This window comes from Capnocytophaga sp. oral taxon 326 str. F0382, from assembly GCF_000318295.1.
Taxonomy (GTDB): Bacteria; Bacteroidota; Bacteroidia; order Flavobacteriales; family Flavobacteriaceae; genus Capnocytophaga; species Capnocytophaga periodontitidis.
This window is the reverse complement of sequence record NZ_KB291354.1, coordinates 1-14,901: the sequence shown is the minus strand read 5'-3', so window position 1 is coordinate 14,901 and position 14,901 is coordinate 1. Positions and strand designations below refer to the sequence as shown.

General features: G+C 39.5%; 13 protein-coding genes and 1 pseudogene. 8 read left to right on the top strand and 6 right to left on the bottom strand.

Translation table 11 applies throughout. The features are described from left to right. From HMPREF9073_RS00135 to hutH, 6 genes and pseudogenes are all read right to left on the bottom strand, one after another. Positions 1-430: pseudogene (locus tag HMPREF9073_RS00135) on the bottom strand (hypothetical protein); the annotation flags it as partial. 149 nt (positions 431-579) lie between these two features. Continuing rightward, positions 580-1,059 carry a hypothetical protein gene (locus HMPREF9073_RS00130; RefSeq protein WP_009411952.1) on the bottom strand — a complete coding sequence of 160 codons (480 nt, stop codon included), beginning with the start codon at positions 1,057-1,059 and terminating at the stop codon, positions 580-582. An 82-nt stretch (positions 1,060-1,141) separates the two neighbouring features. Continuing rightward, entirely contained in the window at positions 1,142-2,089 is a 948-nt protein-coding gene (locus HMPREF9073_RS00125) for a hypothetical protein (RefSeq protein WP_009411951.1), read from the bottom strand. A gap of 169 nt (positions 2,090-2,258) precedes the next feature. Continuing rightward, complete coding sequence (locus tag HMPREF9073_RS00120) at positions 2,259-6,146, bottom strand: ATP-binding protein (RefSeq protein ID WP_034554965.1); 3,888 nt, start codon at positions 6,144-6,146, stop codon at positions 2,259-2,261. A 328-nt stretch (positions 6,147-6,474) separates the two neighbouring features. Then, the gene (gene fabG / locus HMPREF9073_RS00115) at positions 6,475-7,209 is read right to left on the bottom strand and encodes a 3-oxoacyl-ACP reductase FabG (RefSeq protein ID WP_009411948.1); all 735 of its coding nucleotides are present in this window, start codon (positions 7,207-7,209) and stop codon (positions 6,475-6,477) included. A 61-nt stretch (positions 7,210-7,270) separates the two neighbouring features. Continuing rightward, positions 7,271-8,779: a histidine ammonia-lyase gene (gene hutH / locus HMPREF9073_RS00110; RefSeq protein ID WP_009411947.1), complete on the bottom strand. Its 1,509-nt coding sequence runs from the start codon at positions 8,777-8,779 to the stop codon at positions 7,271-7,273. 151 nt (positions 8,780-8,930) lie between these two features. On the opposite strand from hutH, the gene HMPREF9073_RS00105 reads away from it, so the two are divergent. The 8 genes from HMPREF9073_RS00105 (at position 8,931) to HMPREF9073_RS00070 (ending at position 14,862) form a co-directional block, all read left to right on the top strand. Continuing rightward, on the top strand, positions 8,931-9,665 hold the full coding sequence (locus tag HMPREF9073_RS00105; protein ID WP_034554963.1) for a hypothetical protein: 735 nt from the start codon (positions 8,931-8,933) through the stop codon (positions 9,663-9,665). A gap of 14 nt (positions 9,666-9,679) precedes the next feature. Beyond that, positions 9,680-10,408 (top strand): YggS family pyridoxal phosphate-dependent enzyme, encoded by a 729-nt coding sequence (locus HMPREF9073_RS00100; protein ID WP_009411945.1) that lies wholly within the window; start codon positions 9,680-9,682, stop codon positions 10,406-10,408. A gap of 136 nt (positions 10,409-10,544) precedes the next feature. After that, positions 10,545-11,867 carry a hypothetical protein gene (locus HMPREF9073_RS16105; protein ID WP_009411944.1) on the top strand — a complete coding sequence of 441 codons (1,323 nt, stop codon included), beginning with the start codon at positions 10,545-10,547 and terminating at the stop codon, positions 11,865-11,867. Beyond that, positions 11,867-12,769 carry a histone deacetylase gene (locus tag HMPREF9073_RS00090; RefSeq protein WP_034554968.1) on the top strand — a complete coding sequence of 301 codons (903 nt, stop codon included), beginning with the start codon at positions 11,867-11,869 and terminating at the stop codon, positions 12,767-12,769. The genes HMPREF9073_RS16105 and HMPREF9073_RS00090 overlap by 1 nt, the downstream gene beginning before the upstream one ends. An 86-nt stretch (positions 12,770-12,855) precedes the next feature. Beyond that, positions 12,856-13,392, top strand: coding sequence for a hypothetical protein (locus HMPREF9073_RS00085; protein WP_009411942.1), 537 nt, complete (start codon positions 12,856-12,858; stop codon positions 13,390-13,392). After that, a complete protein-coding gene (locus HMPREF9073_RS00080) occupies positions 13,370-14,128 on the top strand; it encodes a hypothetical protein (RefSeq protein WP_009411941.1) in 759 nt (252 codons plus the stop codon). The genes HMPREF9073_RS00085 and HMPREF9073_RS00080 overlap by 23 nt, the downstream gene beginning before the upstream one ends. Positions 14,129-14,151: 23 nt before the next feature. After that, complete coding sequence (locus tag HMPREF9073_RS00075) at positions 14,152-14,412, top strand: hypothetical protein (RefSeq protein ID WP_009411940.1); 261 nt, start codon at positions 14,152-14,154, stop codon at positions 14,410-14,412. 237 nt (positions 14,413-14,649) lie between these two features. Next, positions 14,650-14,862: a hypothetical protein gene (locus tag HMPREF9073_RS00070; protein WP_232212829.1), complete on the top strand. Its 213-nt coding sequence runs from the start codon at positions 14,650-14,652 to the stop codon at positions 14,860-14,862. The last annotated feature ends 39 nt before the right edge of the window (positions 14,863-14,901 follow it).

Genomic DNA, 14,901 nt, shown 5'->3' with positions numbered 1-14,901 from the left:
TGATAAACCCTTTATCATTAGCTATTTTACTCCAAGTTTCAGTATTATAGCTTTTGAACTCTTCAAATAAAGGTAGACCTTCATTTCGGTTATTGTTAAACTTCACGTCATAACGGCAGTTGGCACAGATATCATCTAAAGCTTTTCCAAACTTCATATCTATATGCTCAATGTTTTCAGGGGCATATTTTTTAGGGTTTTTCTTAAAGGTGGAAAGCATATGCTGAGTACCTTCACGCATAGCGGCATTGCTACTTAAAGCTCCTTCTTCTATTTTTTTCCATAAATCAGGACGGTTTCTAAAAGTATGAGCAACCTCTACATAGTTTTCGATCATCTCATCTAAGGTACGACCTCCAAAAATTTTCCTACCTGCTTCTCCACAATTACCGCAAGGAGCATCTTTATATTTCTTCAAGAAATCTATCAATCCTTGTTCACCTCCGATAGCTTTTAATTTTTCGGCATTTTCAGGGGCTAATTTTTTCCATAAAAAAGAACTCTCTTCTGCTTTTGTAGCAAAACTAAGAAAGAAACATAAGACTAATGTGATGATGACACTGTTTTTTATAGGAGTTTTTAAAGATCAGATTCTTTTTTCCAATCTACTTTTAAGACTTCTGTTTTGAAATCTTCGTAAATAGCAAAGGCTTCAGTTAGAATTTCTTCTAATTCTTGATAATTTGAGTAATAAGGTCTTGGTCTTATCTCAAAACTTTTGTTCAACATTTCCTCTAAAATACTTTCCCAAACTCCCCAACTTAGTTCAAGCATTTGTTTATTTTGTTTAACACTCCACACAAATTGTAAAGCTCCAGTATAAGGAATTATATTAAACCCAATTGTTATTAAATTACTCTTGTCTTCTATTTTAAAAAAACATTCTTTTTTGGAATATTTAAATTTTACTTCCATTTGATTTAATAATAAATCAATATCTGAAATTGATTTACTATTTATACTATTTTGAAAATCAGAATATTTATTACATATTTCTAAATATCTTTTTTCAAAATTGATTTTTTGCAATACTTTTTTTAATCTAATGTCTATACTCATAAATTATTCCATATTTTCACCAAGATAAGTTCATTTTTACTCAGTTAGTCTCATTTCTTGTTGATTTTATATAAAACTGACATTAATCTATAATTCCTTTTCTTTTGGCTTCGGCGGTAACAATCTCTATATCGGGGAGTAACTCGCGATGGGCTGTGGTGAGTTTTTGAAAGAATTCATAGAGATCATAACTGTTGAGAAATAGTCTCTCAGCATCAGGGATTTTTACAGCTTCTTCATAGAATTTGATAAAGTAAGCCATAGCCTTTAGGTCGGTAGCATCAGGGATGTATTCGGTGTGAAAGATAATTTGCAGGAAATTCTGGTTGTAGAATGTAGTGTAGTTGCGTATGAGCAAACGAGTATATTCCTCATTTATTTTTCTATCGCGATAATGAGCATCCACTAATCGTTTCCACTGCCAGCGCAGTTGTTTAGGGGTTAGCTTTAAGGTGTAATTTTCTACCTTTTGTAGTTGTAAATCATAGTTGTTGGTCACCATTTTGTGAAAAGCCTTTTCTACATCTTCTATAGGAGCTTGGAGGTTGGTAAGCACTTTGTCGATAAGGCGAGCAGTGGCAGTAGAGCGCACCTCAGCTTCAGTATCGTCATAGAACAATTTTTTGCGATGCATTTCGGGTATAGTAGCTTCTTTATAATACATTACGTCACCATCATAATCACATACAGCATACACGTTTTTATCAGTAGGAATGCCATTTTTTTTGAGCCATTGAGCGTCGTCAATTTCATCTACTAAGTAAAAAAAGTAGTAGTAAATAGGTTTTTTGCCTTCTAAATCTTGGTCGTTAGGGTGTGATTCTATATAGTCGTTCCAGTAATCGTCGTAATGTTTAGACCTTTTCTTGTCGTTAGGTTGAGAGAGCACGACTAATAGTTTTTCTTGGTCTCGAACAATGTCGCTTATCACTCTTATCCGCATAGGAGGGGGAGGAGGAGGTGCAATAGGTATAGAATCGGTTTGACCAAAGGCAAAAAGGGGTAATAGTGTTAAAAAGAGGTGTTTCATTATAGGATTAATTTATAGTCAATATAAAAATAGGTTGCGAATAATTAGGCTTGTTTTTAGGGGGGCGTCCGAAAAGTTTTATTATGTGGGCGTTTGAAAAACGCCCCTACACAAAGAGATTCCCCTCGTAATTCGTTCCTCGTCATTCGTCCCTCGTCCCTCGTCATTATCATTTCGCCCATTTTCTTTTGTAGTCAAAGCCGGCGTTGAGCAATATTTTTTCCTTGTGCAGGTCTTCTAAATAGGCTAAATCGTTGTTGTAAAGAGGTTTGCTGAGGCATTCTACAGCTACGGGCTTGCCTTCTTTGGGTGCTAACAAAATATCGATAGTATACCCACCAAACTCGTAGTCCATTGTGATACGCTGGTCGGGATATTTTTCTTTAAGCTGACGGTAGGTTTGTTCTTTAAAAGCACTTTTACTTTGCTGGGCTACGTCGTTGTGTTTGTGTCCGTAGAGGTCGAGTTCCGATAGAATTTCACGGCGAAGGCCATCATTGCCGTCGCTTACGGCGCGGGCGTAGGCGAGGTAGGCGTAGAGCACAGCGCGGCGGTTGTTAGCGCCTTCTTGCGCTAAAGCCTCTTTATAGGTTGCTAACAATTCCTCAGGGATAGAGTTGCACACGTATATCTGTTCCTTGGCGCGGGTGATAATCACGTTTAGCAGTTTGTAGCCTTTGGAGAAGTTCAGCGGACCAAAACTCTGTACGAACTTGCCACCTTTTTTCTTGCCATAAGTTACCGATAAGATGATGATATCGCGCTCGTCTCCTTGTATGTTCTCCAAGTTCTTGATAAAGAGTCCCGCTTGCTCTAAGGCGTTGATTTTCTCGCGGAAAGCCGTTTGCGTAGGGTCGTTTTGCTTTTGGAGTATTTGTTTGCGTATGTAGTTGCGCTGGGTGATATTGAAGGTCGCAATCCCCACCGATGGGTAACTACCGTCGGCACGAGGCTCTATTTGTGAGAGGATACGCAACACTTCGGCGGCTTCCTCACGGTTGATATGCTCATCGAATGTGCCATTTACCTGAGTGAAATGGATAGGTATACGATTTTCGGTGCTGGGTAGCGGACGCAATCGGGCGTTGTAGAAAGCGTGGTTAGAAAAATCAATCAGATAAGGGTGTTTAGAACGATAGTGAAAATCTAAATGGTTCTTACTGAATTGGTATTCCAAAGCGTAATCCAAGAGCGACTCTATGTTCAGCATCGCATTTTTGTAGGTGAGCACCTCGTCTTCTTCCTCGTTGTCGTCCTCATCTTCAGCACTACCGTCGAATACTTTGCTAAAGTAGTTAGACGGCGGCATTTGGTGTTCATCACCTGCAATGATAATCGTTTTGCCTTTGAGCATAGCCGGCAGATTGTCTTCGAGTTTCAGCTGACTTGCCTCGTCAAACACCACATTGTCGAAATAGAAATTCTTGCCCTCAAACAGATTGCAACAAGCATCGGGGGTGGTGAGGATAATAGGGAAGAAACTCGTAAAGAGGTCGGTGTCTTTCATCGCTATTTGTCTCAAGGTAAGTCGGTTGTGTTTTTCACTTTTGCGCTTATTGTAGAGGTTTGCCACAGTGAGCTCTTTGTTGGTCTCTTCAAACGTTTTTACAGCTTTGCGTTGCTGGGTATTCCAGTAGCCCTCGATAAAATCTTTTTGGGCAGAGGCGAAGTAGTGTACTTTCTTTTTAAAATCGGCGTAATCGCGCTCGTTGAAGTTTAGCGTGTCATCGGCATTTCGTTGCAAGAGCAAGGTGTAATAAGCGTAGAGGAAGGAAGCTTCCCAATGGGTTACTTTGGTAAGTGATAAAACGATGCGCTCTTGGAAATCGTTAAGCGATTGAAAGAATGCAAACCACTCGTACTGAGCCACCAAAGGCTGTGCAGGGTCGGCTTGATAGCTGTTGTAAGTCGCCAAGCTGCGGGTGATAAAGGCTTCAAACTCGGCAAAGGTATTGCCAAAATTGACAGCGTCGAGCCAACTATCAGCTTCTATGCGGTTTTTAAGCGATTTCACTTCGCTTATGAGCTTGTCTAAATCGGCGTTTACAAACGATCGTTCGTAGTAATTCAGCAGGTCTAAGGCAGCGAAATCAGCATTAGCTTTGCTGTCGAAATCGGTTTGCACTTGGGCAATGGCAGGAGTGTACTCGGCGATGATAGTTTTGTTGAGCAATAAGTTATCCGAAATAGCAATCGACGAAAAATTGCGGTGCAAACTGAGTGCTTTAATCGCTGTACAGAGTTCTTGCAAGCGTTTTTGGGTTTTCAGCACCTGCTTTTTCTCGGCAGAAAAGAGTGCTGAGAGTTTATAGAAGAATCCTTTGGTTACCTCTGGTTGATACACAGGTGAAGTAGGGGGGAGGGTAGCGGTAATCAGCTCATACTCATTGCGATATTGCGCTAAGGTATCCAACTGTTGTATAAATTCTTCTTTGCGTTTGTGCAAGTAATAGGCTTTATAAACGGCTACCTGCTGCTGGATAACCTCCCACTGCTGGGCGTATTGTTTGAAGGCTTCGGCGAGTTGTTGTTGGGTGTTAAACAGATTGGTAGCGGTGAGTTTTTTAGGGTTGAATAGATGATTTTGAGCGTAGGGCACATAGCGCTGATAGAGCGCCTCACCTTGTTGCCAAAGGGGTGCGAGAGAGGCGAATTCTTCATCGGTAAATTGAAAAGAGAAAGCCGAGAGGTCGAGTTCTTCTCTATCAGTTTCGTAACGCATTAACTCCGCCATTACATCTGTCCACGACAGTTGGTTGAGGAGCGGTTGGTTGAGTTTGTGGTGAATAGCATTGATATCTGTTGTGATTTTGCGCATTGCTTGCACTTGTTCGGCAAGGAGATTTTCGGGGAAGGCAGGTGTTTCTTTTTTAAACTCGGCATTATCGATATGGTTACGCACGGCATCTACAATAAACCTACGGTCGGCAATAGCATCTTTTATCATTGTACAATACCTGCCCAAACCTTTGTTTTGCAAGGCGTTGTAGAGCACTTCGAGGGCAGTTTGTTTCTCGCAGACTACTAATGTTTTCTGTTTGTTTTCCAAAGCATTGATAAGAATTGCCGTGAGCGTTTGGCTCTTGCCTGTACCTGGAGGACCTTGAATAAGTATTTTCTGCTGACTTTTCAGTGATTCCAAAATCGACTGTTGAGAGGGGTCGGTTTCAATAGCACTTAGCGATTGGAATTGTTCGTTGGCTGTTGTCTGCAAAGGTATAAATTCCTTTTTCAGCGATTCGTAATCGTTGATGATATTCTGTTTTTGTACTTCAAAGAGGGAGAGGATACCGCATTTTTCTATAAAAGCATCGCCTTTGTTAGGCAAAAGTTCTTCGTACTCCGCTTTGGTTTTTAGGGGAAGAATTTCGGTATAGTTGTTCAGCAGGAAATCCAAGTTTTGGGTAACTTTCAGTTGGTTGAGGATATCCGAGCAAAGAGAATGCAGTTCAGGTTTATCGATTTTTCCGTCTTCCAGCATCTCGTCGGGGATAGGCTTAAGGCTTACGCCCGAATCGTTTTGCAGGTGGTTGGTGAGCACCTCGTTTAGGTAGATAGGGTCGTCCTCATTGCGGCTTATCACCCACGTATTCATTTGGGTAGCCGGCTTTATCTTCACCGACCAAATTAGGATAGGCGCAGCCGTGAGTTGTCCGTCGCCCATATCGCGGCGCAACAGTATGGGGAAGCCAAAGCCGAGTGTGTTCACCCCTTTTTCGGAAGTGATAACCTCGCTTTGGAACATCAGGTTTTCGATACTATCTACGAGTTTTTCGAGGGCGGGATTGCGTTCAAAGCTGTTGTTGCGGCTCTCGGAAGAGGCGCTACGGCGGTCTATATCAGTACTTTCGGTATCGTGAATAGAAAACGAAAAGTTGAGGTTGCGCAGAGTAAGGAGGTCGAGGATAAAGCGCTCAGGCAAGCTTTTGAAGATAGCCGAAAGTCGTGCAATATCAAATTTATAGCGCGAAGCAGCAGGAATAGCGTTGAGGTGCACGCCACGGCGGTTGCCTACTTTGAGTTTGTTTTGTAGAGCGGTGAAGATTTCTTGATTCATTTTAGGGGTTTATTTTTTATTTGCATTGATGGCTTTTATTAGGTCGTTTTTTGTAGGAGCTACCCAAACTTCAATGAGGTAATCCAAACGACTCACGTTATCAAAGAAAGCAAAATGCAAGGTGTTGGTAGCATATACTTCATAATGCCACTGTGCATTGGGTGAAACTTTGTGCTCAGTTACGGTTGCATTGAACTCTTTCTCATAAAAAATTAAAGATTCTTTTCATACGATAGGTAATTTATAATTAGCAAATTAGCAAATTAGCAAATTAGCAAATAAGAAAAAGCTGTTCAGTATCCCACTGAACAGCTTTTTCACTTTTCACTTAACTATATACTCCCCCGTTGATATTGATCACTTCTCCGGTGATATATGAGGCTTTTTTAGACACTAAAAACGATACGAGGTCGGCTACTTCTTCAGCTTCGCCAAAACGCCCTACAGGAATCAGTTTTACGAGGTCTTCTTCGTTGAGAGAGGAAGTCATATCGGTGCGTATAAACCCTGGGGCAATGGCATTTACAGTGATATGACGTTTAGCTACTTCTTGAGCTAAGGCTTTGGTAGCAGCAATGATAGCGCCTTTAGCAGCCGAGTAGTTCGTTTGCCCTGCAGTTCCCTTTACTCCCGATACCGATGAAATGTTGATAATACGTCCGTAGCGATGGCGTAACATTTTTTGGATAAAGAAGTTCGTTACGTTGTAGAAGCCATCGAGGGTAGTAGAGATTACTTTGCTCCAATCCTCTTGAGGCATCCACATAAAAAGTCCGTCGCGATTGATACCCGCGTTGTTCACAATCACTTCTACCACAGCATCTTTATTGTCGTGTTGCCATTGGGTGAGGGCTTTGGTGGTGCTTTCGTGATTAGAAACATCAAAGCGGATAATCTCTCCCTCGCGCCCTAATTTCTTGATATGGGCGAGGGTTTCAAGGGCTGCTATCTCATTGCTTTGGTAAGTAATGAGTAGGTGATAATCGGTGTCTTGCGCGAGTTTTTCGCATATAGCGCGCCCTATGCCTCGCGAACCGCCTGTAATGATAGCGTACTTTCTCATTTGTTTTTTTATTTAGTTTTTCTGTCTGATAAGTCTGACAAGTCAGTCTTGTCTGATTGTTCTATTTTTTCAACCACGATACCATATCCTTCAAATAAGGATAAAACACCAAGTCTTCTTTGAAGAACGGAATAATACTTCTTATTTCGTTATACCATTCTTTGGTAGTGCTCGAAAGCTCGTCATAACAGTCTAAGATATCAATAGCCTGTGCAATGGTAATCGCTTCAATGGCGAGTACTTGGAAAGCGTTCTCTATCACCTTGCGGGTGAGCGTTGCGGCATTGGTACCCATACTCACAATGTCCTGATTGTCGTTATTGTTCGGGATACTATGTACATACATAGAGGTAGAGAGGGTTTGACACTCGGCAGTGGTAGAGGTAGCAGTGAATTGCACCCCTTGCATACCGAAATTAAAGCCCAGCTTGCCCGCATTCACAAATGGCGGTAAAAGTTCGTTGATTTTAGGATTCAATAGGTAGTTGAGTTGTCGTTCGGCAAGCATTGCCATACGGGTAACCACGAGTTTGAGCTTGTCCATTTCAAGGGAAATATAATCGCCGTGGAAGTTACCCCCGTGATACACCTGTTGGGTAGGTAAATCCACGATAGGGTTGTCGTTAGCCGAGTTGAGTTCTTCTTCAAAAATGCGCTGGGTGTGTTGCAAAGTGTCTAACACAGGACCTAATATCTGCGGCACACAGCGCAAAGAGTAGTATTCTTGTACTTTTTCTTTGAAAACAGTCTCGTTGTGCTCCCCTTGGTAAAGGTGTTCAGCGCGTTTGCGGGTGCGCTTACTATCGGCGAGAAACTCGCGCATTAGCTTAGCTATGTCCTGCTGACCGGTATGCTGTTTGGCGTTGTTGAGCTCTTCTGAAAAATGGTCGTCATAAGTCTGTACCAGCTCATTGATAGCACAGCTGAATTTTACTGTCCAATCCAATAGTTTTTCGGCATAATACAAATTCACCCCTGCCAAGCCCGTCATTACCGAAGTGCCGTTCATCAGCGAAAGACCCTCGCGCAAGTGTATTTGTAGCGGTTTGATGCCTACTTCGGCAAATACTTCAGCCGTTGGGCGACGCAAGCCTTTGTAGAACACTTCGCCTTCGCCTATGAGTACTAAGGCGAGGTGAGCCAACTGCACGAGGTCGCCACTGGCGCCTACACCACCGTGCTGAAAGATAAGCGGGGTAATGCGGTAGTTCAATAGGTCGCGCATCAGCTCAATAGCCTCTATATGCACCCCCGATTTACCAAGAGAAAGACTGTTCAAACGGCAGAGAATCGCTGCGCGTACCGTTTTTATATCAAATACTTCTCCACAGCCTGAAGCGTGGCTACGGATGAGATTATACTGCAATTGCAATTGGTCTTCAGGTTCTATGCGATATTGTGCCATAGGACCAAAACCAGTATTTACGCCATAGATAATTTTATCGTTGGCAAATTCTTTTAGAAAGTTATAACTCTCCTCAATCAAATGTTTAGCTTCTTTGCTAATCGCTACTTGTTTTTTGTGAAAAACAATGGCTTTAAAATCTTCGTAAGTACGTAGTGTTTTCAACTGGAAAAAATTTTAATATGAGCGACAAAGGTAGTAAATAATTGGTAAATTAGCAAATATGAGATATTTTTACTACTTTTGTCGCCATAGTCTGGTTTATCAGGCAACTTTTTATTTTTTAACTTTTCAACCCTTGATGAGCATTCTTACTATGAAACTATTACTTCTTACAATCATTAGTTTATGCTTTTTCAGTGTAAAAGCACAAAATTTTAGATTGATAACAGATGTGCAACAACATCAGTTGAATGGAAAAGTGAAAAATGTGAAGGAAATTATTGAATATGAAGCACCTTTTTTTAGTGCTATTGATACTGTTTTCTATTCTTTTGGTAAGGATGGTTTTATAACCAAAAGCGAAACACGAACATTGCAAGGAGAACCTATTAATGAAGCATTTAAAACAATTTTTGAACGTCAAGGAGCCGTAGCAACTACTATAGTTTATAATCAAGAAGGAAAGGAGATTGATGGGAATGTGGTAAAATTAAATAAAAAAGGCTTTCCTATTGAAATGGAGATGCAACTGAATGACACTGAAAAAGTAAAATTTTATTATCACTATGACCCTAAAGATTACAAAACAACTCTTGTAGCTGATAACAAAACAATAAATATAAAACAAGTCATTACCTATAACAAAGAGGGATTTCCGATGATAAAAGAGATTTTTAAAGATGATGACCCTCTTCCTATAACTAAAAATGTTTACACTTATAATAGTCGAGGTTTTGCAACTACAGTTCTTTCGCAAAATGCCGACAAAAAGGAAACAAAAATTACCTACGAGTACCAATACGACACTCACGGCAGTGCTATTGAAATAAAGAAATACGAAAACGGCAAACTCAAAAGTACCGCTAAACGCATTATTGAATATTATTAAGAAACACAAAAATAATGGAAAACATTCTGCAAAACATCAACTTAATACAACAACGCATCGCCAAAGCCTGTGCTAAGGTAGGTCGCAAACCTGAGGAGGTAAAACTACTCTTAGCCACCAAAACCGTAACTCCTGAACGCATCAAAATAGCACTTGAGGCAGGATATACCCTCATCGCCGAAAACAAAGTGCAGGAACTCAAAGAGAAGTACGAAGCCCTGAAAGATACCCCTCATACGAATCACTTTATCGGTCATTTGCAAACCAATAAAATCAAAGAAATATTGCGCTATGAAGTGAGTTGTGTAGAATCGGTAGATCGCCTTGATTTAGCCCAAAAACTCCACAATCGCCTCGCTATTGAGGGCAAAGAACTTGATATTTTTATCCAAGTGAATACTTCTAATGAGGAAAGTAAATTTGGCGCTGACCCTTCCGAAGTGCTCGACCTTGTAAAACAAGTGGCTGCCCTGCCTACCCTCCACATCAAAGGACTGATGACAATAGGCTTGTTTAGTGCCGAAACTGAAAAGGTACGCGTCTGCTTTCAGCTCCTCAAACGCATCCAGCAGGACATTATTGCCCTTAACCTCCCCAATGTAGACCCCCAAGAGCTTTCAATGGGAATGAGTGGCGACCTCGAAACCGCTATAGAGGAAGGCGCTACTATCGTGCGAGTAGGTACCGCTATCTTCGGTCAGCGTATCTACCCTGATAGTTATTATTGGAATGAGAAGGCGTAGGGGGTCAGGTGTTAGGTTTCAGGGGGTCAGGTTTCAGGGGTCAGGTTTCAGGGGTCAGCGTCTGCCTCGTCCCACTTGTCCGCCCCGTCCGATGAGTCTCTTTACCAATTTGCTAATTTTCTAATTTGCTAATTTTATGAAACACCTTGTTTTTTTAATCTTTATTTGCTGTGCCATAGCTTGTGAGCAAAAAAAGCCCTCTGGCACTACACCTCAGGAAGAGACTATCAACTTTCAGTTTGAAAAAACTCCTGCCTTATACAACTGCTTGAAAGCCCAGTTGGGAAACGGAATTTCAGTACTTGTAGACGGTTCCTTTGATGCAGAACTCTATAAATATGGTAAAAACGATTTGGAAGTTACTTTTCCTTTGGTAAAAGAAATATTGCAGAAAAAAGGCTATCAGTTTCCTACAGAACCGGAATTTATAGCACGTGTACAGAAGATTTTTGGCAGGACAATAGACCCTAAACTACTTACTTCTTTCTTGTATGTGCAAACCGAAATCCCTTGTGAGAAGCAAATCAACTACTATAGAAATGACAAGTCGGTAGATATTACCCCTTATTCGTACTATCTCAGCAAAAAAGAACATTTTATAACCGAACTCTACGCTATTCCAGAACTGATAGACTACCAAGCACTTTACCCCGATTTATACGCCTTAGAACAAAAAATGCCGCGCCTTCTAAAAGACAAAGATGGCGAAGAACGTTATGAAGTCTACCAATGGCAACAAATCCCCGATTTGAAAGAGCAACGAGAGAAAAATATTGATAAATTAGTACATCGCAACAAATATCTATTCAACGATGATAAGGCTTCTTTCCAATGGCTTATAGCAAACGATGCTTATTTTATGAGTGAATTGGTGAAAAAAATAGGTTATACTGAAGATGAAAAACTCTTAGAATGGGCAATCAAAAATACTCACTACGAAAAGGATAACCCTCAAGATTACGGCAGACTTTTTTGGACAAAAAACTGCAAGACTGGTGGCGTGAAAATACATCTGAATACCTTTAAAATTTTAAGAAACCTATATAGTACAGAAGCAATAGCCGAAATATCAAATGGTTTGGATGGTTATATCAACTATTTAGGGAACGATATGTCCGCCGATGAAGAATCTAAAAAAGAACAACTTACTGAAAATGAATACATCCAAATTTTAGCTCATATAGCCTATTTTGCCCAACAATACGACTTAGATAACTACCGCCGAGAAGATTATCATTATAAAATCATTTATTTTCCGATGGGGCGATTGCGTTATTTTTTAAATGGAGATGACCGTTGGCTAAAGGAAAAACAGTATTTCGGTCTGCCAAAGTTTAAAGAATGGTGGGATAAAGCCGCTTATGCCGAATATTATTTATCAGAATGTGAATATGAAGGCAGTTGCGGTCCGGGTTATCAACCCTTAAGTGAAGAAGAATGGAAAAAGCAACAAAAATAATGTACATCGCCTATCACCCATTATACAATCATCCGGTGCCTGAAAACCATCGTTTCCCGATGGAAAAGTATGCCCTCTTGCCTCAACAACTCCTCTATGAAGGCATTGCCAGCGCGACTAACTTTCACACCCCCGAAAAAGCTACCCAAGCTACAGCCGCTTTGGTGCATACGCAACCTTACTTACACAATTTCTTACACTTAACACTTTCACATAAAGAAGCGCTACCCATTGGCTTTGTACAATGTCAGCAGTTAGTAGATCGCGAACTTACCTTAGTGCAAGGCACTGTAGAAGGCGCTTTATGGGCATTGCGTACGGGAGAAATCGCCTTTAATATAGCAGGAGGTACGCATCACGCTTTTTCAAACCGCGGGGAAGGCTTTTGTATGCTCAACGATCAAGCTATCGCTGCCGCTTATTTGCTACACCACACAGCGGTGAAAAAGGTGCTCATTGTAGATTTAGATGTACATCAAGGCAATGGTACTGCCGAAATTTTTAGAAATACCCCCGAAGTTTTCACCTTTTCAATGCACGCACAAGCTAATTACCCTTTTGAAAAGGAACAATCGGATAAAGATATAGCTCTGCCCAATGGCACAGATGACAAAACCTATTTAGATATATTGCGCAGCGTTTTGCCACAACTCATAGAAGCCCATCAACCCGATTTTGTGTTTTATCAAGCAGGGGTAGATGTGCTAGCAACCGATAAGTTAGGTAAGTTATCACTTACCGTAGAAGGTTGCGGTGAACGCGATCGCCTTGTTTTTGAAACGTGTTATCGGTATCACCTGCCCGTACAATGCTCAATGGGAGGGGGGTATTCCCCACAACTCACCTCCATTCTGCGAGCGCATACCCAAACCTTTGCCATAGCGAGTGGGATTTACGAATGATTGTTTAGGTAAGAGGTAAGAGATAAGAGGGTTTAATTGCTCGTCGTGCTACGACCTTTGCTAAAGTTGATTAAAATAAGAAAACAATGAGAACAATCCTAATTTTATTATTGATAATTCTACATACTCAAATACAAGCACAAACTACAAGGATAGAGAATGATTTATTCGTAAAGGTTGTTACAAAATTTAAAAAAGATAAAGAATCTTTTGAAGAGTTTAAATATTTAGGGCTGTGCCATTGTATTAGCAGTGTTTTAGAAAATGAAGAAGATTTGTTTTTGGCTGAATATATAGATTACTACAATCGCTGTTCAGCGCTTACTCGTTTGTTGAATAAGGAAGTGCTAAAAAACACTTTTGCTATTTATGAGAGTAAGTTGAAGGTTTTGAATAACAATGCTGAAAAACTCAACCAGTGTTTTCTTTTGTATAACCAGAGAAAACTCAAACAGTGTTATATACAGACTATCAGTAACCGAAATAATTATATAGAAGATGAAGAAATTCAACTATTTATGGAAGATTATCTCAACTTAGGTCGTGTAGATATCCATAGGTTTATAGAAGGAAAAAACCTTTGGAAGTCAGAAAATAATATTGAAAAAAGAATTAAAAAATGAGAAATCTTTATGTCTTAACAACATTCTTTTTCTTCCTTTCTTTAGGTTTTACCTATTCTCAAACAAAATAGTTAAATATACTGATGAGAAAGGATGGAAACAACAAATTTTGTATTATCTTACTCCAAAGGGGAAAGAATATGCACGTGTGTATTTATCTTTAGATAAAAAAGATATTTCTCGCGATTCGCTTGCTTTCTATAAAACAGGCATTAAGAGATATATTTCTGATGGGTATGGCTATAAACTTTCTGATCAAATAGATTATGAAAATCTTAAAAAGCTGAGAGGAGAACATTTTTTATTACAGCACATAAACTCTATTGACGGTTGGGATAATTTATTTTATGACAATGTCTTAATAAAAAACTTAATAGGAGAACGAAAAATAAAAGCTAATGAATTGTTTTTTGATAATCAATTAAAATTTGAAACAGGTCTTTTTGGACGTTCTTCTTATTCTAATTACTATTCAAATACAGGACTACCTTTTGAAAGTGATAGAAACTATAAAAATATTGCTTGGGTTAAAATTAAATTTAATGATAAAAAGAAACCCATTCGTTTAGAACTTCTCCTAAAGAAAGACCCCGAAATAGCGAACCCTATTTACAAAGATTTTCATTACATTCGAGAGTATTTTTATAACAATAATATTATAAGTAAAATCATCACAACTATAAAGGAAGTAGGAGGAGAAACGAGTGTTTATACAGAAACTTATGAGGTGATTTAATTTGTAGTTAAAAAAACAACTCAATGAAAATAATAGTTTTATTTTTAAGCTCTTTATGCTTATTTCAATGCAACAACGTGAAGGATAATAATTTAAAGGTGAACAATCATATAGATATTCCTTCACCCCCTCCATTGCCTGATAGCCTTGTCCAAAAATACAAAGCTACTAAATTCTTCAACTTTCTTGTAAGCGAAAATACCGACTTGCGGAAAGAACTCCACTCATTATATAACTCAGTAGAAATCAACTACCAAGAAACACCTTTAGAACCTAATTTGTAGCTGTCTATTTTTACTATAGGAGATACAGAATATGATTTTCTGATAAAAAATAAGGTAACTATCTTTAAGGAAATTTCATCGATATATCACGCAAAGAGGAGCTTTAAATACAAAGATTGGAATCACGATGGCAAGAAAGATATTGTTGCATACAACGAACAATGTGAATCAGGATGCTTCGGTTATCACGAATATATGGAGGTTTTCACTGTTGAGAAAGATACTGTTCTATTAACAGTGCAACTACCTTTAAAAGAACGTATTTGTCACCCCCAAGGAACAACTATCACAACCTATACTTATAAGGTAAATAAGAACCAAGTTTCCGTTAAGAAAACAGAAGGCATACGCAGGGATTGTAACGCTGATGATATACAAAAAGTTGAAGCCGTTACCCATAAAAGTTTTTTATTAGATACACTTACTGATAAAACGCTTACTGAATTATAAGTCTCTAGTCTATTATTAAACTTAACTCTGTAAAATGAT

Excerpts from the sequence above, each read along its gene's own strand:
- HMPREF9073_RS00130 (WP_009411952.1), bottom strand. The coding sequence starts at position 1,059 with ATGAGTATAGACATTAGATTAAAAAAAGTATTGCAAAAAATCAATTTT.
- HMPREF9073_RS00125 (WP_009411951.1), bottom strand. The coding sequence starts at position 2,089 with ATGAAACACCTCTTTTTAACACTATTACCCCTTTTTGCCTTTGGTCAA.
- HMPREF9073_RS00120 (WP_034554965.1), bottom strand. The coding sequence starts at position 6,146 with ATGAATCAAGAAATCTTCACCGCTCTACAAAACAAACTCAAAGTAGGC.
- fabG (WP_009411948.1), bottom strand. The coding sequence starts at position 7,209 with ATGAGAAAGTACGCTATCATTACAGGCGGTTCGCGAGGCATAGGGCGC.
- HMPREF9073_RS00105 (WP_034554963.1), top strand. The coding sequence starts at position 8,931 with ATGAAACTATTACTTCTTACAATCATTAGTTTATGCTTTTTCAGTGTA.
- HMPREF9073_RS00100 (WP_009411945.1), top strand. The coding sequence starts at position 9,680 with ATGGAAAACATTCTGCAAAACATCAACTTAATACAACAACGCATCGCC.
- HMPREF9073_RS16105 (WP_009411944.1), top strand. The coding sequence starts at position 10,545 with ATGAAACACCTTGTTTTTTTAATCTTTATTTGCTGTGCCATAGCTTGT.
- HMPREF9073_RS00090 (WP_034554968.1), top strand. The coding sequence starts at position 11,867 with ATGTACATCGCCTATCACCCATTATACAATCATCCGGTGCCTGAAAAC.
- HMPREF9073_RS00085 (WP_009411942.1), top strand. The coding sequence starts at position 12,856 with ATGAGAACAATCCTAATTTTATTATTGATAATTCTACATACTCAAATA.
- HMPREF9073_RS00075 (WP_009411940.1), top strand. The coding sequence starts at position 14,152 with ATGAAAATAATAGTTTTATTTTTAAGCTCTTTATGCTTATTTCAATGC.